The organism is Streptomyces hainanensis (genome assembly GCF_004348415.1).
In the GTDB taxonomy this organism is placed as follows: Bacteria; Actinomycetota; Actinomycetes; order Streptomycetales; family Streptomycetaceae; genus Streptomyces; species Streptomyces hainanensis.
In genome coordinates this window covers 26,220-45,772 of the sequence record NZ_SMKI01000002.1, presented here as the reverse complement: position 1 = coordinate 45,772, position 19,553 = coordinate 26,220, and the positions used below count along the sequence as shown (strand labels likewise).

The 19,553-nt window shown below is 74.6% G+C and carries 15 protein-coding genes; 6 read left to right on the top strand and 9 right to left on the bottom strand.

The genetic code is table 11. The features are described 5' to 3' along the window. Positions 1 to 37 precede the first annotated feature (37 nt). Together E1283_RS00470 and E1283_RS00465 are read right to left on the bottom strand one after the other, a co-directional pair. Positions 38 to 679, bottom strand: a complete 642-nt coding sequence (locus E1283_RS00470) for a TetR/AcrR family transcriptional regulator (protein WP_132815328.1) — start codon at positions 677 to 679, stop codon at positions 38 to 40. Positions 680 to 755: 76 nt separating this feature from the next. Beyond that, complete coding sequence (locus E1283_RS00465; RefSeq protein WP_132815326.1) at positions 756 to 1,973, bottom strand: amidohydrolase; 1,218 nt, start codon at positions 1,971 to 1,973, stop codon at positions 756 to 758. A 120-nt stretch (positions 1,974 to 2,093) separates the two neighbouring features. On the opposite strand from E1283_RS00465, the gene E1283_RS00460 reads away from it, so the two are divergent. After that, positions 2,094 to 3,038: a serine/threonine dehydratase gene (locus E1283_RS00460; protein WP_132815348.1), complete on the top strand. Its 945-nt coding sequence runs from the start codon at positions 2,094 to 2,096 to the stop codon at positions 3,036 to 3,038. Here the strand turns inward: E1283_RS00460 and E1283_RS00455 are convergent. Both E1283_RS00455 and E1283_RS00450 read right to left on the bottom strand, forming a co-directional pair. Next, the gene (locus E1283_RS00455) at positions 3,004 to 3,189 is read right to left on the bottom strand and encodes a DUF6191 domain-containing protein (protein ID WP_132815324.1); all 186 of its coding nucleotides are present in this window, start codon (positions 3,187 to 3,189) and stop codon (positions 3,004 to 3,006) included. The two genes, E1283_RS00460 and E1283_RS00455, sit on opposite strands and share 35 nt — an antisense overlap. Before the next feature lie 89 nt (positions 3,190 to 3,278). Next, complete coding sequence (locus tag E1283_RS00450) at positions 3,279 to 3,464, bottom strand: hypothetical protein (RefSeq protein ID WP_132815322.1); 186 nt, start codon at positions 3,462 to 3,464, stop codon at positions 3,279 to 3,281. An 82-nt stretch (positions 3,465 to 3,546) separates the two neighbouring features. On the opposite strand from E1283_RS00450, the gene E1283_RS00445 reads away from it, so the two are divergent. Continuing rightward, a complete protein-coding gene (locus tag E1283_RS00445; RefSeq protein WP_132815320.1) occupies positions 3,547 to 4,143 on the top strand; it encodes a TetR/AcrR family transcriptional regulator in 597 nt (198 codons plus the stop codon). A gap of 61 nt (positions 4,144 to 4,204) precedes the next feature. Here E1283_RS00445 and E1283_RS00440 read toward each other — a convergent pair whose 3' ends face one another. Next, positions 4,205 to 5,407 carry a Cmx/CmrA family chloramphenicol efflux MFS transporter gene (locus tag E1283_RS00440; RefSeq protein ID WP_132815318.1) on the bottom strand — a complete coding sequence of 401 codons (1,203 nt, stop codon included), beginning with the start codon at positions 5,405 to 5,407 and terminating at the stop codon, positions 4,205 to 4,207. Positions 5,408 to 5,651: 244 nt separating this feature from the next. On the opposite strand from E1283_RS00440, the gene E1283_RS00435 reads away from it, so the two are divergent. After that, positions 5,652 to 8,984: an AfsR/SARP family transcriptional regulator gene (locus E1283_RS00435; protein ID WP_132815316.1), complete on the top strand. Its 3,333-nt coding sequence runs from the start codon at positions 5,652 to 5,654 to the stop codon at positions 8,982 to 8,984. Here the strand turns inward: E1283_RS00435 and E1283_RS00430 are convergent. From E1283_RS00430 to E1283_RS00415, 4 genes are all read right to left on the bottom strand, one after another. Continuing rightward, the gene (locus E1283_RS00430) at positions 8,880 to 9,641 is read right to left on the bottom strand and encodes an ABC transporter permease (protein ID WP_132815314.1); all 762 of its coding nucleotides are present in this window, start codon (positions 9,639 to 9,641) and stop codon (positions 8,880 to 8,882) included. The genes E1283_RS00435 and E1283_RS00430 overlap by 105 nt on opposite strands. Next, positions 9,638 to 10,618, bottom strand: coding sequence for an ATP-binding cassette domain-containing protein (locus tag E1283_RS00425; RefSeq protein WP_132815312.1), 981 nt, complete (start codon positions 10,616 to 10,618; stop codon positions 9,638 to 9,640). The genes E1283_RS00430 and E1283_RS00425 overlap by 4 nt, the downstream gene beginning before the upstream one ends. A 118-nt stretch (positions 10,619 to 10,736) precedes the next feature. Then, on the bottom strand, positions 10,737 to 12,317 hold the full coding sequence (locus E1283_RS00420; RefSeq protein ID WP_132815310.1) for an alpha/beta hydrolase: 1,581 nt from the start codon (positions 12,315 to 12,317) through the stop codon (positions 10,737 to 10,739). Between the two features lie 1,079 nt (positions 12,318 to 13,396). Beyond that, positions 13,397 to 14,422 (bottom strand): ATP-dependent 6-phosphofructokinase, encoded by a 1,026-nt coding sequence (locus tag E1283_RS00415; protein ID WP_132815308.1) that lies wholly within the window; start codon positions 14,420 to 14,422, stop codon positions 13,397 to 13,399. Positions 14,423 to 14,672: 250 nt separating this feature from the next. Here E1283_RS00415 and pta point away from each other — a divergent pair, with 250 nt between their 5' ends. From pta to pyk, 3 genes are read left to right on the top strand one after another with little or no spacing between them, the layout of a single operon-like run. After that, positions 14,673 to 16,859, top strand: a complete 2,187-nt coding sequence (pta, locus tag E1283_RS00410) for a phosphate acetyltransferase (protein WP_132815307.1) — start codon at positions 14,673 to 14,675, stop codon at positions 16,857 to 16,859. Beyond that, positions 16,856 to 18,061, top strand: a complete 1,206-nt coding sequence (locus tag E1283_RS00405; RefSeq protein WP_132815306.1) for an acetate kinase — start codon at positions 16,856 to 16,858, stop codon at positions 18,059 to 18,061. Before pta ends, E1283_RS00405 begins: the two co-directional genes overlap by 4 nt. Before the next feature lie 47 nt (positions 18,062 to 18,108). Next, positions 18,109 to 19,539: a pyruvate kinase gene (gene pyk, locus E1283_RS00400; protein ID WP_132815305.1), complete on the top strand. Its 1,431-nt coding sequence runs from the start codon at positions 18,109 to 18,111 to the stop codon at positions 19,537 to 19,539. Positions 19,540 to 19,553 lie beyond the last annotated feature (14 nt).

Below are 19,553 nucleotides of genomic sequence, written 5' to 3'. Positions count from 1 at the left end.
GTCCTGACAGGGGGGCGTTCGAGGGGCGCGTTCGCGCCTACGGCGCGCGGAGGCCCATGGCCAGCCGCTCCAACACCTCGGCCAGGAGCGGGCCGACGGCGGTCGGGGGTTCGGCCGTCAGGCTGTGCTCGACGGCCACCGAGCTGGCGGCGCTGACGACGGCGGCCAGCAGTTTCGGATAGACGTCGTGGGCCGCGTCGCCGTCGGTGCGCTCGGCGACGGCCCTGGCCAACTCGCCCTGGGCGGCGGCGTTCGCCTTGACGATCTCGCCCTGCAGGGCCGGTTCGGCGAGCATCAGCCGGACGCCGTCGCGCCAGCGTCGGGCGTGGGGCGATTCGGCGACGGCCTGGTCGGCCTGGTCGCCCGGCGCGCCGAACTCGGCGAGGACGGCGGCGGTGACCGCGTCCCACAGCGGCTCGGCCGCCGGCCGGGCGCGCAGTTCGTCGGCGATCCGCAGCATGCGCTCCACGTGGCTGGCGGCGACCGCCTCGGCCTTGCCGGCGAAGTAGTTGCGGAAGGTGCGCACCGAGACGTTCGCGGCGGCGGCGATGTCCTCCACCGTCACGTTCTCCCAGCCGCGCTCGACGCACAGCCGGATGGTGGCGCGGCTCAGCGCGACGCGGGTCTCTCGCTTCTTGCGCTCCCGCAGGCCGAGGGGAGCGTCGCCGTCCGGTGTCATGCGGACCACCGTAGCTAATCTTGCCGTGGCGGCAAAGTTTCCGCCACGGCAAGATTTTGGCCGGGTGGGCCGAGGATCAGACGGTCTCGCGGAAGTAGGGGTCGAGCACCTGGCCGACCCGCTTCTCCTCGTCGTAGGTGTAGACCTCGCGCCCCTCGACGAAGACCCGCAGCGCGCGGCTCATCACGTCGAGCGGGTCGCCCGACCAGATCACCACGTCGCCGTCGAGGCCCGGCTTCAGCGAGCCGACGCGGTCGTCGAGGCCCATGATCTCGGCGGGGTTGGCGGTGATGGTGCGGATCGCCTCACCGCGGTCCAGGCCCTCCTTGACGCTCAGCGTGACCTGGTGCACCAGGAAGTTGATCGGCACCACGGGGTGGTCGGTGGTGATGGCCACCTTCACGCCGGCCCGGGCCAGGATGCCCGGGTTGGCCAGGGTGCGCTCCCGCAGCTCCACCTTGCTGCGGGTGGTGAAGAGCGGGCCGCTGATCACCGGGATCTCCCGGCGGGCGATCTCGTCGGCCATCAGGTGCGCCTCGGTGGCGTGGTTGATGATGACCCGGTAGCCGAACTCGTCGGCCAGCCGCAGCGCGGTGGCGATGTCGTCGGCGCGGTGGGTGTGCTGGCACCAGGGCAGTTCGCCGGCGAGCACCTTGACCAGCACCTCGAGGCTGGGGTCGCGCTCGAACGGCTTGCCCTCGGTGGCCGCGTACTCCCGCTTGGCCTGGTAGTCCTGGGCCCTGGTGAAGGCGTCCCTGATCACGGCGGCCACGCCCTGCCGGGTGGACGGCAGTTGCTTCTTCTCGCCGTAGACCCGCTTGGGGTTCTCGCCGAGCGCGCTCTTCACGCTGACCGGCTGCCGGACCAGCATGTCGTCGACGGTGCGGCCCCAGCACTTCACGGCGACGGTCTGACCGCCTATCGGGTTCCCGGAGCCCGGCTTGATCACGGCGCTGGTGACGCCGCCGGCGAGGGCGTCGGCGAAGCCGGTGTCGGCCGGGTTGATGGCGTCGAGCGCCCGCATCCGGGCGCCGTTGGGGTCGGTCATCTCGTTGGTGTCCTGGCCGGCCCAGCCCTCGGCCTCCTCGTGGACGCCGATGTGCCCGTGCGCCTCGACGAACCCGGGCAGCACCCACTTCCCGGCCGCGTCGACCGTGGGCACCCCCTCCGGCACGGTGACCTCGGCGTCCGGCCCCACGGCGGCGATCCTGCCGCCGAGGACGAGCACGGTCCCACCCTCGATGGGCTCGCCGTCCACCGGCACGACATGACCTGATCTGATCGCGATGTCCATGGCTGATGAACCTATCCCAGGGCCCGGTTGGTCCTGTCTTCACCCCGCCTGACCTGGCAGGACCGATTCCGGTGGCCGTTGTCCGCCTCTCCGCGGGTTCGGCGGCGCGCCCGAACTAGGCTGAGGAGCGTGATCAGCTATGACGACGTGAAGGCGGCGGGCGGTCGGATCGCGGGGCGGGTGCGGCCGGTGGTGGTGGCCCCGGTGGGCGCCGGGCGGTCGTTCGCGCTCGAACACCTCCAGCACACCGGCACGTTCAAGGCGCGCGGCGCGCTGAACTTCACCACCGCCCAGCTGGAGCGCGGCGAGATGCCGGCGGCCGGCATCACCATCGCCTCGGGCGGGAACGCGGGGTTGGCCTGCGCCTGGGCGGCCGGGCAGCGCGGGATCCGGGCCACGGTCTTCGTGCCGGAGACGGTGCCCGCGGTGAAGCTGGCCAGGCTGCGGGAGTTGGGCGCCGAGGTGCGGCGGGTGGGGCGGGAGTACGCCGAGGCGGCGGCCGCCTGCGCCGAGTTCGCGGCCGAAAGCGGGGCGTTGGCCTCGCACGCCTACGACCATCCGCTGATCGCCGCCGGCGCCGGCACGCTGCTGGACGAGATCGCCGCGGCCCGGCCCGCGGTCTCCACGGTGGTGGTCGCGGTGGGCGGTGGCGGCCTGTTCTCCGGGGTGGCGGCGGCCGCCGCCGCGCACGGGATCCGGGTGGTCGCCGTCGAACCCGAGAACTGCCGGTGCCTGAACGCGGCGCTGGCGGCCGGGGAGCCGGTGGACGTGCCCGTCGACTCGGTCGCGGCCGACTCGCTCGGCGCCCGCCGGGTCTCGGCGGAGGCGCTGCGCTGGGCCGGGGAACCGCACGTCGACTCGGTGCTGGTGTCGGACGCGGCCGTCGTGGAGACCCGACGGCGGCTGTGGCGGGACCACCGGCTCGCCGTCGAACACGCCGCCGCGGCGGCCGTGGCCGGGGCGCCGGAGCCGGCGCCCGGCGAGGAGGTGTGCGTGGTGCTGTGCGGCGCCAACACCGACCTGGGTTCGCTCAGCGGTGCGGCGGAGGCGCCGCGGGAAGGGTGATGAGGACGCGGCCGGAGTCGAGGTCTATCGGGCCGCGCCCCTGGTCGGCGTCGCCCTCCTCGTCCCGGGTGAGCTCCTGTCGCCGCCGCTCGTCGTGGGTGTGGCGGCTGCCCGGCAGGAACAGCGCCTCGATGACGTTCAGGACATACATGCCGCCTCCCACCGCGGCGACCTGTCCGGCCGCCGCCCCCGCTCACGATAACCGCGCCGGCCCGCGCCCGGCCCGCGCCCGGCGCGCACTCAGCCGCCGAGCAGCCGCCGGTTCCGCGGCGCCGGCGGCGACACCCGCGCGGCGGCCGGCGGCCGCGCGGTGGCGTCCCGGGTGGTCGGACCCAGGGGCCGGCCGTGCCGGATGGCGTTCCCCGCGTGGATTCCGAAGCCGACATCACGCACGAATCGGGCCAGTGGCCGCAGCATCCGCTCCATCGAAGCCTCCCGACTATACTGATCTGTGAAGTTCCGATCCCGACCTTAGGTATACCGACCTGTGAAGTCAAGGGGGAATCCGATGTCTCGGGCCACGAGTGGCGCCGCCCGCGCCGACCGACTGACCCCGGGCGCCCGGCGCATCCTGGCCGTCGCCTCCGAGCTGTTCTACCGGCGCGGGATCCACGCCGTCGGGGTCGACACCATCGCGGCCGAGTCCGGCGTCACCAAGCGCACCCTCTACGACCGGTTCGGCTCCAAGGACGGCCTGCTGGTCGCCTACCTGGAGACCCGCGACCAGCGCTGGCGCGACCTCCTCGGCGAGCACCTGGCGGCCGTCGGCGACGACCCGGCTCGCCGGGTCCTGGTGCCGTTCGAGGTGCTGCCCGAGTGGCTGGGCGAGTCCGACCGGGGATGCAGCTTCATCAACGCCTTCGCCGAGCTGCCGGAGCCCGAGCACCCGGGGCGGCAGGTGATCGTCGCCGAGAAGAAGTGGCTGCGGGACCTGTTCCACCGCGAGCTCACGGCGGCCGGCGCCGCCGACCCCGACCAGCTGGCCGTCCAGCTGCTCAGCCTGCACGAGGGCGCGGTCGTCAGCTTCGCCATCGCCGACGAGTCCCACGCCGCCGAGGCCGCCCACGCGGCGGCCGAGGCCCTCCTCACGGCGGCCATGCCCTGAGGCCGGGCCGGCCTGGGCGGCGCGGCTCCCCGTGCCGGTGGCACGAGGAGCCGCGGACGCCCTACTCCGCGGGCGCGGCGGCCCGTGCGGGCCGCGTCGCGGCCCGTGTCGACAGCCAGGCGGCCGCCGCCGTCGCGAGCGCCACGGCGGCGAGAGCCGCGCTCACCCAGGGCGCGGAGCGGTAGCCGTGGCCGGTGTCGATGGCCAGGCCGCCGGCCCAGGGGCCGAGGGCCGCGCCGACGTTGAGCGCGGCGGTGGCGAAGCCGCCGCCGAGGCGTGGCGCGTCGACCGCCTCGTAGAGGGCCCGCGCGATCAGCGTGGAGCCCACCGCGAACGACAGCGTGCCCTGGACCAGGACCAGCGGCACCACCGCCGCCGGCACGCCGGCCGTCAGGCCGAGCACCACCCAGCCGGCGAACAGCGCCACGCCGCCGCCCGCGAGCAGCGGCAGCGGCCGGCTGTCGGCGAACCGGCCGCCCAGCGTGACGCCCAGGAACGAGCCGATGCCGAAGAGCGCCAGCAGCGCCGGCACCCAGCCGTCGGCCAGACCGGTCACGTCGGTGGCCAGCGGCGCGAGATAGGTGAAGGTGCAGAACGTCGCGCCGTTCACCAGCGCGCCGAGCAGCAGCACGACCAGCAGCCGGGGCCGCCGCAGCGCCCGCAGCTCACCGCGAGCGCCGCCCGCTCCGCCCGCGCCACCGACGGCGGCGGCGGCGGGCACGTCGCCGGGCACGGACCGCACGATGGCCACCACCGCCGGCACCGAGATCAGCGCCACGGCCCAGAACGCCGAGCGCCAACCCCAGAGTTGGCCGAGCAGCGCGCCGCCCGGCACGCCGGCGACGCAGGCCAGCGTGACGCCGCCGAGCAGCACCGAGGTGGCCCGGCCCTTGGCGTCCGGCGCCACCAGCGCGGCGGCCGTGGCCAGGGCGACCGCCAGGAAGCCGGCGTTGGCCAGCGCCGCCACCACCCGGGTGGCGAGCAGCAGCGGATAACTGGTGGTCACCGCGCCGACGACGTGCACGGCGAGGAAGGTGACCAGGAAGGCCAGCAGCGCCCGGCGGCGCGGCCACCGCATCGACACCACCGCCATCAGCGGCGCGCCGACGATCATCCCGACCGCGAAGGCCGAGGTCAGCGCCCCGGCGGCCGGCACCGAGACACCGAGGTCGGCGGCGATGTCCGGCACCAGGCCGGCCAGCATGAACTCACTCGTTCCCTGGGCGAGGACCGCCAGGGAAAGGACATAAAGGAAGAACGGCACAGCGAACCCCACAACCACGAAGCGGCTGGAATCGACAGGAGACGGCTACGCCGGCCATCCGGTGACGGCAGAGGTGATCAGCGGACGGATCACGGCCCGGGACGCCCCGCGGCGGGGGCGGTGATGAGAACGCGGGCGGCCACCGGACAACCGGTGGCTAGCGTCTGTCGGCTTCGGGGGTGAACACGATCGCCGACCCTACGAACCCGGGCGCGGCCTGTCCAATCGTTTACCTTCCGGAGTCGTGGCCGGTGAGAGACTGACCGGTGTGCAGGTCGGCATCCTCGGGCCACTCCAGGTCACCTCGTCCCAGGGCGACGCCGTCGTCCTCGGCGGGGCGCGGCTGCGGGCGCTGCTGATCCGCCTCGCCCTGGACGCCGGTTCGCCGGTGCGCGGCGAGGCCCTGGCCGAGGCGCTGTGGGCGGACGGGGGCGCGGCGCCCGGCGACCGGGCCAACGCGCTCCAGTCCCTCGTCTCCCGGCTGCGCCGGGCCCTGCCGGAGCCCGGCCTGATCGTCTCCGAGCCCGGCGGCTACCGGCTGGCCGTGGCGCCGGACGCGGTGGACGCGGCCAGGTTCGAGCGGCTGGCCGCCGAGGGCCGGCGGGCGCTCGGTCGGGGCGAGCCCGGCGCGGCCGCCGGGCCGCTGCGCGCGGCGCTGGCGCTGTGGCGCGGCCCCGCGCTGGCCGACGCGGGAGACGCGCCGTACGCCGCGGCGCCCGTCGCCCGGCTCGACGAGCTGCGGCGGGCGGCGGTCGAGGACCTGGCCGAGGCCGAGTTGGCCGCCGGGCGGCCGGCGGCCGCGCTGGCCGTGGTGCTGGCCGATCTCGAGTCGCTGGTCGCCGAGCACCCGCTGCGCGAGCGGCCGCGCGGGCTGCTGATGCGCGCCCGCTACGCGGCCGGCCGGCAGGCCGAGGCGCTGGCCGGCTACGAGGAGTACCGGGCGCTGCTGGCCGACGAGTTGGGCACCGACCCGGCGCCCGAGCTGCGCGAGCTGCACCTGTCGGTGCTGCGCGCCGACCCGGCGCTGGCCCCGCTCGCGCCGGGTCACGCGCCGGGTCACGCGCCGGCGGGGAACCTGCGGGCGGCGCTGACCAGCTTCGTCGGCCGGGACGAGGAGCTGCGGCTGATCGGCAAGCGGCTCACGGAGGCGCGGCTCGTCACGCTGGTCGGCCCGGGCGGCGCCGGCAAGACCCGGCTCGCCACCACGGCCGCCGCCGAGCACGCCGACGGCTTCGCGGGTGGCACCTGGCTGGTGGAGCTGGCCTCGGTGACCGACCCGGAGGACGTGGCCCGCGCCGTGCTTGACACGCTGGGCGGCGGGCCGGCCGCCCTCCTCGAACCGCGCCGCGCGACCACCACCCCCAGGGGCACGCTCGACCTGCTGGTCGACTCGCTGTCCCGCGGCCCGACGCTGCTGCTGTTGGACAACTGCGAGCACCTGGTGGACGCGGCGGCCCGGCTCGCCGACCAACTCCTGGGCCGCTGCCCCCGGTTGCGGGTGCTGGCGACCAGTCGCGAACCGTTGGGCATCTTCGGCGAGGTGCTGTCGCCCGTGGAGCCGCTGCGGCTGCCGGCGCCCGCGGCGGGCGCCGAGGAGGCGGCCGCCAGCCCGGCCGTGCGGCTCCTCGCCGACCGGGCGGCCGCGGTCCGGCCCGGCTTCGCGGTGCACGAGGGGAACGTCGGCGCGGTGCGCGAGATCTGCCACCGGCTCGACGGGCTGCCGCTCGCCATCGAGTTGGCCGCGGCGCGGCTGCGCACCCTCGACCCCGACCATCTGGCGTCCCGGCTGGACGACCGGTTCCGGCTGCTGTCCGCGGGCAGCCGCACCGCCCTGCCCCGGCACCAGACGCTGCGCGCGGTGGTCGACTGGAGCTGGGAGCTGCTGACCGACGACGAGCGGCGGCTCGCCGAGCGGCTGGCGGTGTTCGCCGGCGGCGTCACCCCGGCGAGCGCCGAGGGGGTGTGCGGGGTGGCGGCCGGCGAGGCCCTGGAGGCGCTGACCTCGCTCGCCGACCGCTCGCTGCTCCAGCTCGCCGACGGCGGCGACCCGTCGGGACCACGGTTCCGGATGCTGGAGACGTTGCGCGAGTACGGCGCGGAGCGGCTGGCGGCGGCCGGGTTGACGCGCCGGGTGCGGGACGCGCACGCCGCGCACTTCCTGCGGCTCGCGGAGACGGCGGAGCCGCATCTGCGCGGCCACGACCAACTGGCGTGGCTGGCCACGCTGAACGCGGAGCGCGACAACCTGCTGGCCGCCCTGCACCACGCCGCGGCGGTGGGGGACGCGGACACCGCGGTCCGCCTCGTCGCGGCCCTCGGCCTGTACTGGACGATGCGCGGCAGCCACGCGGAGGCCGCCCACTGGCTGCGGTTCGCGCTCGACGTGCCGGGCGAGTCGCCGTGGGCGGCCAGGACGGTGGCCAGGGCCCTGTACGTGCTCAGCACCGCCTCGGCCGGCCGCCCGGCCGAGGCGTGGGCGGAGGCCGAGGGGCTGAGAACCGAACTGGTGGAGCCCGGCGGGGAGTCCCCGCACCCGGCGGTGCTCGCGCTGCTCCATCCGGCCCTCGCGATGTTCATGGACCGGACCGGGGAGGGGCTGCGGTCCTCCGACCTGGCGCTCGACCACCCGGACCCGTGGACCCGCGCGATGCTGCGGCTGATGCGGGCCACGATCCGGGAGAACGACGGCGATCCCGACGGGGTCTGGGAGGAACTGAAGCCGGCCCTGGCCGGGTTCCGGGAGGCCGGGGACCGCTGGGGGCTCGGCATGGCGTTGACCACGCTCGGCGTGCTGCACCGGCAGCGCGGCGAACTCGCCGCCGCCCGCGAGTCGTTGTCGGAGGCGCTGCGGCTGGCGGGTGAGCTGCGCGCCGAGACCGACCTGGACCAGCTGCGCGCCCTGCTCGCCCTCGTCCGGGCCGAGCAGGGCGAACACCTCGGAGTGCGTGAGGAGTTGGCAGACCTGGCCGAGGCCGCCGACCAGCGCGGCGCCGGCTACCAGGTGGCGCACGTGCGGCTCGCCCTCGGTGATCTGGCCCGTGAGGCCGGCGAGATGGCCGAGGCCAGGGCGCAGTACGAGAGCGCGCTACGGCACGTCGAGCGCCGCACCTTCGTCCAGCCCCAGCTGAGTTCACTGCTGCGGGCCGGCCTCGCCATGGTGGTGCTGTCCGAGGGCGACGCCGGCGCGGCCGGCGCCCTCCTCGGCCCGGCGCTCGAAGAGGTGAACGACGTCTGGGACATGCCGGTCCTGTCCAAGGTCGGCGTCGCCCTGGCCGAACTGTGCGAGCGGCGGGGCGAGCCGGCCCTGGCGGCCGAGGCGTTGGGCGCGGCGGAGCGGCTCCGTGGCATGCCCGACCTGAGCGGCCGGGACGCCGGCGTGCTCGCCGCCCGCCTCCGCGACACGCTCGCGGCGGACTACGCCGCCGCGTTCGAGCGCGGTGCCCGGCTCGACCGGGCCGCGGCCGTCGACCTGCTACGCGCTGCGGCGGTAGGCCCGGACGGCCAGGGGGAAGAACACCGCGAACAGGCCGGCCGACCACAGCAGCGTGCTGATGACCGGCCCGGCGACGGGGCCTGAGGTCAGCAGGCCGCGGGCCGCCGCCATCACGTCCGTCACCGGGTTGACCTCGACCCACCACTGGAGCCAGCCGGGCATGGTCCCGGTGGGCGAGATCATGTTGGTGCCGAAGGTGAGCGGGAACATCGCGAGGAACATGATCCCCTGCACGCTGCCCGGCTCCCTGGCCGTCAGCCCGAGCAGCACCGAGACCCAGATCAGCGAGAACGCGAACAGCATCATCAACAGGCAGGCCGCGAACGCGGACAGCGGGTCGGTGCCGATCCGGAAGCCGAGCGCGTAGCCGAAGCCGAGCAGCACGACGACGCAGACCACGAACCTGACCATGTCGCCGAGCACCGCGCCGAGCAGCGGCGCCGAGCGGGCGATCGGAAGGCTGCGGAAGCGGTCGAAGACGCCCTTCCTGATGTCGGTGTTGAGGTTGACCCCGGTGGGGACCGTGGCGAAGACCACCGTCTGCACCATGATCGCCGGCAGGAGGAACGTCAGGTACTCGCTGGTCGATCCGGAGATGGCGCCGCCGAGGAGGTACACGAACATCACCACGAAGATCACCGGCTGCATCGTCACGTCGACCAGCTGCTCCGGGGTGCGGACCATCTTGACCAGGCTGCGCCAGGCCAGCGTCGCGCTGTGCGCGAGAACGCGGGTGCTCATGCGGCCGCCCCCTCCCGGTCCTGCTCGGCCACCGGCTCGCCCGTGCGCGACCGGCCGCCGGTGAGGGTGTGGAAGACCTCGTCCAGGCTGGGCAGCCGGAGCGACAACTCGGTGACCGCGATGCCCCGTTCGGCGAGCGCGGCCACCACCGGGGCCAGCGCCGCGTCGCCGTCCACCGGGACGCCCAGCATCCCGCGTCCCGGCGAGTCGGGGCGCTGACCGGCGATCCGCTCCAGCAGGGTCGCCACCTCGGGCAGCCTGGCCGGGTCGAGCGGCCGCACCCGGAGGGTCTGTCCGCCGACCACGCCCTTCAGCTCGTGCGGGGTGCCGTGGGCGATGACGGCGCCGCGGTCGATGACGGCGATGTCGTCGGCGAGGGCGTCGGCCTCCTCCAGGTACTGGGTGGTCAGCAGCACCGTGACGCCCTGCGACACCTGCTGCCGGACCAGCGCCCAGACGTCGTCCCGCTTGGCGGGGTCGAGGCCGGTGGTGGGCTCGTCGAGGTAGACGACCTCGGGCCTGGCGACGAGGCTGGCCGCCAGGTCGAGCCGGCGGCGCATACCGCCGGAGTAGGTGCGGGCCCGCCGCCCGGCGGCCTCGGTGAGGTCGAACCGCTCCAGCAGTTCGGCCGCCCTGGCCCTGGCCTCGGCGCGGGGCAGGTCGAGCAGCCGGCCGATCATCACCAGGTTCTCGGTGCCGGTCAGGTCCTCGTCCACCGAGGCGTACTGACCGGTGAGCCCGATCCGCCGACGCACCTCCTCGGCCTGCCGCACCACGTCGTGGCCCGCCACCTCGGCCCGCCCCCCGTCGGGCCGAAGCAGCGTCGCGAGTATCCGCACCGCCGTCGTCTTGCCGGCGCCGTTCGGCCCCAGCACCCCGAGCACCGTGCCCGGCCGGGCGGCCAGATCGACCCCCGCCAGCGCCGTGGTCGCGCCGAAGCGCTTGACCAACCCCTCGGTCCGAAAGGCGTAAGTCACGACGCCTCCCTCCTGTTCGTCCTTCGATGACACGACCGAGGCTGCCGGGCGGCGCTGTCAGACCCCGCACACCGGGCTGTCAGCGCCGCACGGCGGACGACAGGTCCTCGCTACGCCCCTATGGCAGGCAGGTCACGTCGGCGGCCGGCAGCCGCCCGCTGGCCAGGTAGGCGTTGACCCGCTCGTCCACGCAGGCGCTGCCGTACTCGCCGTAGACGCCGTGGTGGGCGGCGCCGTCCAGGGTGACGAGCCGGGAGGACGGCCACAGCTCGCGCACCGCCTCGGTCCCCGAGTACGTCGTGCGGGGGTCACCGGTGGCGGCCACCAGCAGCGCCGGCACGTCGCCGCCCACCACCGTCGGCGCCTCGGCCGGGCGGCTCCAGAACTCGCAGGCGTTGACGTTGGAGACGACGGGCGCGGCGAACGGGTTCGTGCTCCTGCCGGCCTCGATGTCCCGCCAGTAGGTGCCGAGGCCGCGCCGCTCGGCGACGTCCCCGCAGAGGATCGCCAGCTGCGCGCTCGCGTACCGCGAGCCGACCTCGGTGGTCAGGAACGCCAGTTGCTCCGCCTGCGCCGGGGTGGGCTCGGCCGCCTCCCCCTCGACGACGCGCGCCAGCAGCGCCACGGTCTCGGCGAGCGAGGCCCGCGGCCCGTCCAGGTCGCTGCCGAGACCGCTGATCAGGATGATCGGCAGCAGGTGCGCGTCGAGCCGGTACTCCCCCACCCGCACCGGCGCCTCGGCCGCGGCGGCGTCGATCCGGTCCACGGTGGCCAGCACCGCCTCCCGGCTGCCGCCCAGGCCGTAGATGTCGTCCCGCTCGGCCGCCCACGCCGCCCAGCCGCGCAGCGCGCGCTCGTTGGCGACCTCCGAGTCCTGGAGCAGCGTCTGCCGGTAGCGCGCCGGGTCTATCACGCCGTCCAGCACCATCCGGTCGGTCCGGCCGGGGAAGAGCGTGGTGTAGACCTCGCCGAGGTAGGAGCCGTAGGAGTAGCCGAGGTAGGAGATCCGGTCCTCGCCCAGGGCGCCGCGCAGCACGTCCATGTCGCGGGCGGTGTTGCGGGTGGTGACGTACGGCAGCACGTCGCCGTTGGTCCGCCGGCACCGCCCGGCCAGGTCGTGGGCGCGGGCGGCGGCCCGGGCGAACGAGGCCCGGTCGGGGCCCGCGGAGTAGAGGCCGGTGCCGATGTCCCAGCCGCAGTCGAGCGGCGTGGAACGGCCGACGAACCGCGGGTCCATGCCGATCAGGTCGAAGCGCTCGGCGACGTCCCCCAGGTCGGCGGCGATGCGGAGCGGCATGTCGAGGCCCGCCCCGCCGGGACCCCCGTCGTTGAGGAACAGCGCGCCGACGCGGTGCTCGCGGTCGGTGGCGGGGAGCCGGGACAGCGCGACGGTGATGGTCCTGCCGCGCGGCGCGGCGTAGTCGAGCGGCACGGTGAGCTCCGCGCAACCGGCCCCCGCGTCGTCGAGCTCCCGCCCGGTCACGTCGTCGGGCCCGAGCGCGCAGCCGTGCCAGTCGAGGTCCTGCCCGTAGTACTGCCGGAGCGGGTCGCCGCGGTCGGCGCGGTCGGCGCCCACCGCCGGCGCCGCGGGCGCCGCGGGCGCCGCGGGCGCCGCGGGCGCCGCGGGCGCCGCCACGAGACACGCACCCAACACGGCGGCCGAGACGGCGGCACGTCGTAACCAACTGTGAGTTGCCATGCGGGCCACGTTATGCGGCCCGCGCCACCGGCCTCACTGGCGCCTGCCTCCCGCTTCCCACTGGTGCCAACCCCACCCTCCGGGGGTTTCCCGGATCGCGCGTCGGGGTCCCAACGGCCCTCGAACGCGCCCCCGGCGTGGCCGTCTCCCGGGCGCCCGGGAGACGGGCCTGCGGCCGCGCCACCCGGCCCAGCCGGGGGCTCGCGCCCGACCGGACGGCCCACTCGGCCCGGGCCTCCGGCCCGGGTCCCGCCGAACCCCGCCCCGAGGGCCGTCGCCGCCCAGCCGGCACGTAGGAAGGACCGGCGCCGTACCCAGGTCCGGGCCTACGGCCCGGGACCCACCAAACCCCGCCCCGGAGGGCCATCGACCACCAGACGGCCGGCACCACCCAGCCCACACGGACAAAGGACCCGCGCCGTACCCAGGTCCGGGCCTCCGGCCCAGGGAACCCACCACACCTCGACCCGAGGGCCTTAGGCCACCTAACGGCGGCGCCACCCGGCCCGTACGTACGGGAGCCCCGGCGCCCGACGAGCCCTGCCGGCCGCGTCACTCCGCCGGGCCGGGCCCGTAGCCCGTCGACCCACCCGGCTCTGCCCCGGCGACGATCACCCGCCGGATGGCCGACGCCTCGCCGAACGGCCCGGCTTCGGCCGCCCAGGGGGCCGGCCCGTGGCCCATTGGCCCACCCGGCTCCGGCCCAAGGACCATCGGCCCGCCGGTTGGCCGACGCCGCGCCGACGGATGCGGACCGCCGCGCCGAAAGGGCGGCCTCGACCCGGGGCAACGGCCCACTGAACTACCGCATCCATCCACGCCGGACCGGGCCCATGGCCCGAAGGCAGGCCGGCGCGCGGGGCAGCCCATGCTCGGAGCCGCTGGCCACCTTTCGGCTCGCCACGGCCCGAAGGGCCGTCGGCGACGGGCCGAGCAGCCGATGCCGGAAACCACACCGGCCCGGCCCGAAGGGCCACCGCACCGGGTGGGGCCCGCCGAGCCGCCAGGCTCGGGGCCGGGCGCCCGGCCCGGCAGGGCGAGTCGCGTCGGGCAAGGCCGTTCGCCAAGAACGCGGCGGCCTAGAACACGGCCTCGGTCTCGTCCATCCGGTACTGCGGCACCCGCTTCAGTTCCATCGTCGCGTTGGCCAGCGGCGTCATCACGATCTCCGTGCCGCGCAGCGCCGTCATCATGCCGAACTCGCCGCGGTGCGCGGCCTCCACCGCGTGCCAGCCGAAGCGGGTGGCCAGGACGCGGTCGTAGGCGGTGGGGGTGCCGCCGCGCTGGATGTGGCCCAGGATGACGGGCCTGGCCTCCTTGCCGAGCCGGTTCTCCAGCTCGGCGGCCAGCCGGTTGCCGATGCCGGCGAACCGCTCGTGGCCGTAGGGGTCGATCTCGCCGCGCTCGTACGGCATGGAGCCCTCGGCCGGGCGGGCGCCCTCGGCGACGCAGATCACCGCGAACTTCTTGCCGCGGTCGAACCGCTCCTCGACCATCTTGCAGAGGTCGTCCACCTGGAAGGGCCGCTCCGGGATGCAGATGCCGTGCGCGCCGCCGGCCATGCCGGCCTCCAGCGCGATCCAGCCCGCGTGCCGGCCCATGACCTCGACGACCATGACGCGCTGGTGCGACTCGGCGGTGGTCTTGAGCCGGTCGATGGCCTCGGTGGCGACGCCGACGGCGGTGTCGAAGCCGAAGGTGCGGTCGGTGGCGGAGATGTCGTTGTCGATGGTCTTGGGGACGCCGACCACCGGGATGCCCGCGTCCGCGAGCATCCGGGCCGCGGTCAGGGTGCCCTCGCCGCCGATGGGGATCAGCGCGTCCAGGCTGAGCTTGTGGCGGAAGGCCTCGGCGTTGTCGCACGCCTCCCGCAGCCGGGCCCGCTCCAGGCGGCTCGACCCGAGGATGGTGCCGCCGCGGGCCAGAATGCCGCTGACGGAGTCGATGTCGAGTTCGCGGTAGCGGCCGTCGAGCAGGCCCTTGAAGCCGTCCTCGAAGCCGATCACCGAGTCGCCGCGGTCCACCACCGCGCGATGCACGACCGACCTGATCACGGCGTTGAGGCCGGGGCAGTCACCGCCCGCGGTCAGTACTCCGATACGCATGATGGGGCGTTCTCCTGCTCGGTTGGACGTTGGTGCGTTTGCCCGATGGCACCGGGACGACTCGGGCGCGACACGGACGATTGGAATTGTTTCACGGGCCCGGAGCACCTCGGCAAGGCGCTCGGGCCCCACCGCGCGCCCCCTCCCGGCCCCCGGGTACGGTCGGGAGAAAGGCCCACGCGGGCATGCTGCCCGCACCTTGAGCTACGGCGCCAGAGGGGGACCATACAAAGCGACAGGGACGGCTGCTGTGACGCGCAGTGTGTACGTGACCGGTATCGGTCGGGGAGATGGCCGGCAGGTGATCGAGCTGGGCGTCATGGAGATGCTGACCCGGCAGGTGGACCGGGTCGGCCTCTTCCGGCCGCTGGACCACGACGCGCCCGACCCCGTCTTCGGGCTGCTGAAGGGCCGCTACCGGCTCTCCCAGCGGGCCGACGAGGCGCGCGGCATGAGCTATCGGGAGGCCGCCGCGCTCCAGGCCGAGCGCGGCACCGACGAGCTGGTCACCCGCCTGGTCGACCGCTTCCACGCGGTGGCCCGCGCCTACGAGGTGGTGCTGGTCCTCGGCAGCGACTACGCCGACACCCAGTTGCCGGCCGAGCTGGCGCTCAACGCCCGGCTGGCCAACGAGTTCGGCGCCGCCCTGCTGCCGGTGGTCGCCGGCACCGGGCAGAGCGCCGAGTCGATCACCGCCGAGGTCCGCAACGCGCACCACGCCTTCGCCTCGCTCGGCTGCGACGTGCTCGCCATGGTCGCCAACCGGGTGCGGGACGACGAGGCGGTGCGGGCGGCCCGCGACCTCGGCGCCGGCGGCCTGCCGGTGCCCGTCTACGTGCTGCCCGAGGACCCGGCGCTCTCCGCGCCCACGGTGAACCAGGTGGCGGCCGCGCTGGGCGCCGAGCCGCTGCTCGGCGACCCGACGGGGCTCGCCAGGGACGTGCGCGGCTTCGTCTTCGGCGGCGCGATGCTGCCGACGTTCCTGGCCGCGCTCACCGAGGGCTGCCTGGTGATCATGCCGGGGGACCGCGAGGACCTGGTGGTGGGCGCGCTGGCCGCGCACTCGGCCGGGGCGCCCCGCATCGCCGGCCTCCTGCTGACCCTGGGCGAACGCCCCGGCGCGCGCACCATGGCGCTCGCCGAGCGGCTCGCGCCGGGCATCCCGGTGCTCTCCGTGCCGGGCGACTCGTTCTCCACGGCGACCTCGCTCTCCGGTCTTGAGGGCAAGCTGACCGCGGCCACCCCCCGCAAGGCGGAGATCGCGCTCGGCCTGTTCGAGGCGCACGTGGACACCTCGGCCCTCACCCGGCACCTCTCGGTCGGCAGGAGCGACCGGGTGACCCCGATGATGTTCGAGCACGAGCTGATCGAGCGGTCCCGGGTGGACCGGCGGCACGTGGTGCTGCCCGAGGGCACCGAGGAGCGGGTGCTGCGCGCCGCCGAGGTGCTGCTGCGCCGCAACGTGTGCGACCTCACGCTGCTCGGCCCGGTGGCCGCGGTGCGCAAGCGGGTCGCCGACCTCGGCCTCGACGTGCGGCTGCTCGATCCGGACGAGCCGGCGGACGCCGCGGGACCGGTGCCGAGCGCCCGGGTGGTCGACCCGGAGACGTCGCCGCTGCGCGAGCGGTTCGCCGAGCGCTACGCCAGGCTCCGCGCCCACCGCGGCGTCTCCTACGAGCTGGCGCACGACGTGGTGGCGGACGTCTCCTACTTCGGCACGCTGATGGTCGAGGAGGGGCTGGCCGACGGCATGGTGTCCGGCGCCGCGCACTCCACGGCGGCGACGATCCGCCCGGCGTTCGAGGTGATCAAGACCAAGCCGGACGCGTCCATCGTCTCCTCGGTGTTCTTCATGTGCCTGGCCGACCGGGTGCTGGTCTACGGCGACTGCGCGGTCAACCCGGACCCGGACGCGACCCAACTGGCCGACATAGCCATCCAGTCGGCGGCCACCGCGGCCGGGTTCGGGGTGACGCCGCGGATCGCGATGCTGTCGTACTCGACGGGCACCTCGGGGTCCGGCGCGGACGTGGACAAGGTGCGGGAGGCCACCGGGCTGGTGCGGCGGCTGCGGCCCGACCTGCTGGTGGAGGGCCCGATCCAGTACGACGCGGCGGTCGAGCCCATCGTGGCGGCGGCCAAGCTGCCGGGCTCGCCGGTGGCCGGCCAGGCCACCGTGCTCGTCTTCCCGGATCTCAACACCGGCAACAACACCTACAAGGCGGTGCAGCGTTCGGCGGGCGCGGTGGCGGTCGGCCCGGTGCTCCAGGGGCTGCGCAAGCCGGTGAACGACCTGTCGCGCGGCGCGCTGGTGCAGGACATCGTCAACACGGTGGCGATCACCGCGATCCAGGCCCAACAGGCCCAAGGAGCCCAACAAGCCCAACCGGCCCAAGGGGCCCAACCGGCCCGAGACGGCAAGGAGTCCGCGGCATGACCGGGGCGACACGGGTGCTGGTGCTCAACTCCGGCTCCTCGTCGGTGAAGTACCAGCTGCTCGACATGCGGGACGAGGCCCGGCTGGCCGTCGGCCTGGTGGAGCGGATCGGCGAGCGCACCGCCCGGCTCACGCACACCCCGGCCGACGGCCGGCGCCGGGAGCGCGAGCTGCCGGTGCCCGACCACGGCGCCGCGCTCCGCCTCGCCGCCGAGGAACTGGCCGCGGACGGGCGGGGGTTGGACTCCCCGGAACTGGCCGTGGTGGGCCACCGGGTGGTGCACGGCGGGCAGTCCTTCACCGAGCCCACGCTGGTGGACGACGCGGTGCTCGCCGAGATCGAACGTCTTGTGCCGCTGGCCCCGCTGCACAACCCGGCCAACCTGGCCGGCATCCGCACGGCCCGGGCGCTCAACCCCGACGTGCCGCAGGTCGCCGTCTTCGACACCGCGTTCCACACCACCATGCCGGAGCACGCGGCCCGTTACGCGATCGACGTGGCGACCGCGGACCGGCACCGGATCCGCCGCTACGGCTTCCACGGCACCTCGCACGCCTATGTGTCGCGCCGCGCCGCCGCGTTGCTGGGCCGCGACCCGTCCGAGGTCAACGTGATCGTGCTGCACCTCGGCAACGGCGCCTCCGCCTCGGCGGTGGCGGGCGGCCGGTGCGTGGACACCTCGATGGGCCTGACGCCGCTGGAGGGCCTGGTGATGGGCACCCGCTCCGGCGACCTCGACCCGGCGGTGGTCTTCCACCTGGCGCGGGTGGCCGGCATGCCGGTCGACGAGATCGACGCGCTGCTCAACAAGCGCTCGGGGCTCCTCGGCCTGTGCGGGGACAACGACATGCGGGAGATCGCGCGCCGGATGGCGGCGGGCGACCCGGCGGCCCGGCTGGCGTTCGACGTCTACGCGTACCGACTGCGGAAGTACCTGGGCGCCTACGTGGCGGTGCTCGGCCGGGTGGACGCGGTGGCGTTCACGGCCGGCGTCGGGGAGAACTCGACCGAGGTGCGAGCGGCGGCCGTCGCGGGGCTTTCGGGACTGGGAATCGAGATCGACGAACGGTTGAACTCGGCGGCGGCGAAGGGGCCCCGGCTCATCTCCCCGGAGTACGCTCGGGTGGCGGTCGCCGTGGTGCCCACGGACGAGGAACTGGAGATCGCCACCCAGGCTTTCGCCCTGGCCCGGCCCCGGTAAGACACCACATTATTCCGGCACGGAACAAAACGAGTAGGATCGCCAGCATGCGCCGTTCCAAAATCGTCTGCACCCTGGGCCCAGCCGTCGACTCCTTCGAGAAGCTGAAGGCGCTGATCGAGGCAGGCATGAACGTGGCCCGGTTCAACTTCAGCCACGGCTCGCACGAGGAGCACGAGGAGCGGTACCACCGGGTCCGCAAGGCGAGCGAGGAGACCGGCGTCGCCGTGGGCGTGCTGGCCGACCTCCAGGGCCCCAAGATCCGCCTTGAGACCTTCGCCAACGGCCCCGTGGAGCTCCAGCGGGGCGACGAGTTCACCATCACCACCGAGGACGTGCCGGGCGACCGGTCCATCTGCGGCACCACCTACAAGGGGCTGCCGGGTGACGTCGCCAAGGGCGAGGCCATCCTGATCAACGACGGCAACGTCTCGCTCCAGGTCACCGAGGTGGACGGCCCTCGGGTGAAGACCATCGTGATCGAGGGCGGCGTGATCTCCGACCACAAGGGGATCAACCTGCCGGGCGTCGCGGTGAACGTGCCGGCGCTCTCCGAGAAGGACGTCGAGGACCTGGAGTTCGCGCTGCGGCTCGGCGCCGACATGGTGGCCCTCTCCTTCGTGCGCAACGCGGAGGACGTGCGGGACGTGCACCGGGTGATGGACCGGGTCGGCCGCCGGGTGCCGGTGATCGCCAAGGTCGAGAAGCCGCAGGCGGTCGACAACATGGAGGAGGTCGTCCTGGCCTTCGACGGTGTGATGGTGGCCCGCGGCGACCTGGCGGTGGAGTACCCGCTGGAGAAGGTCCCGATGGTGCAGAAGCGGCTCATCGAGCTGTGCCGCCGGAACGCCAAGCCGGTGATCGTGGCGACCCAGATGATGGAGTCGATGATCACCAACTCCCGCCCCACCCGCGCCGAGGCGTCCGACGTGGCCAACGCCATCCTGGACGGCGCGGACGCGGTGATGCTCTCCGCCGAGTCGTCGGTCGGCCGCTACCCGGTCGAGACGGTCAAGACCATGTCCAAGATCGTGGTGGCCGCCGAGGGCGAGCTGCTCTCCCGCGGCCTCCAACCGCTGGTGCCGGGCAAGAAGCCGCGCACCCAGGGCGGTTCCGTGGCCCGCGCCGCCTGCGAGATCGCCGACTTCCTGGATGCCAGGGCGCTGGTGGCCTTCACCAAGTCCGGTGACACGGCCCGCCGGCTCTCCCGCTACCGCGCGATCCAGCCGATCCTGGCCTTCACCTCGGAGCCGGCCACCCGCAACCAGCTCACGCTGAGCTGGGGCGTGGAGACCACGGTCGTCCCGCACGTCAACCACACGGACGAGATGGTGGAGCTCTGCGACGCCGAGCTGTCCCGCCTCAACCGCTACGAGGCGGGCGACACCATGATCATCACCGCCGGCTCGCCTCCCGGCGTGGCCGGCACCACCAACATGGTCCGCGTTCACCACATCGGCGGCCAGCAGGGCGTCTGAGGGTCCCCTGGCGC

Excerpts from the sequence above, each read along its gene's own strand:
- E1283_RS00405 (WP_132815306.1), top strand. The coding sequence starts at position 16,856 with ATGACCGGGGCGACACGGGTGCTGGTGCTCAACTCCGGCTCCTCGTCG.
- E1283_RS00445 (WP_132815320.1), top strand. The coding sequence starts at position 3,547 with ATGTCTCGGGCCACGAGTGGCGCCGCCCGCGCCGACCGACTGACCCCG.
- E1283_RS00420 (WP_132815310.1), bottom strand. The coding sequence starts at position 12,317 with ATGGCAACTCACAGTTGGTTACGACGTGCCGCCGTCTCGGCCGCCGTG.
- pyk (WP_132815305.1), top strand. The coding sequence starts at position 18,109 with ATGCGCCGTTCCAAAATCGTCTGCACCCTGGGCCCAGCCGTCGACTCC.
- E1283_RS00470 (WP_132815328.1), bottom strand. The coding sequence starts at position 679 with ATGACACCGGACGGCGACGCTCCCCTCGGCCTGCGGGAGCGCAAGAAG.
- E1283_RS00450 (WP_132815322.1), bottom strand. The coding sequence starts at position 3,464 with ATGGAGCGGATGCTGCGGCCACTGGCCCGATTCGTGCGTGATGTCGGC.
- E1283_RS00415 (WP_132815308.1), bottom strand. The coding sequence starts at position 14,422 with ATGCGTATCGGAGTACTGACCGCGGGCGGTGACTGCCCCGGCCTCAAC.
- E1283_RS00465 (WP_132815326.1), bottom strand. The coding sequence starts at position 1,973 with ATGGACATCGCGATCAGATCAGGTCATGTCGTGCCGGTGGACGGCGAG.
- E1283_RS00430 (WP_132815314.1), bottom strand. The coding sequence starts at position 9,641 with ATGAGCACCCGCGTTCTCGCGCACAGCGCGACGCTGGCCTGGCGCAGC.
- E1283_RS00455 (WP_132815324.1), bottom strand. The coding sequence starts at position 3,189 with ATGTATGTCCTGAACGTCATCGAGGCGCTGTTCCTGCCGGGCAGCCGC.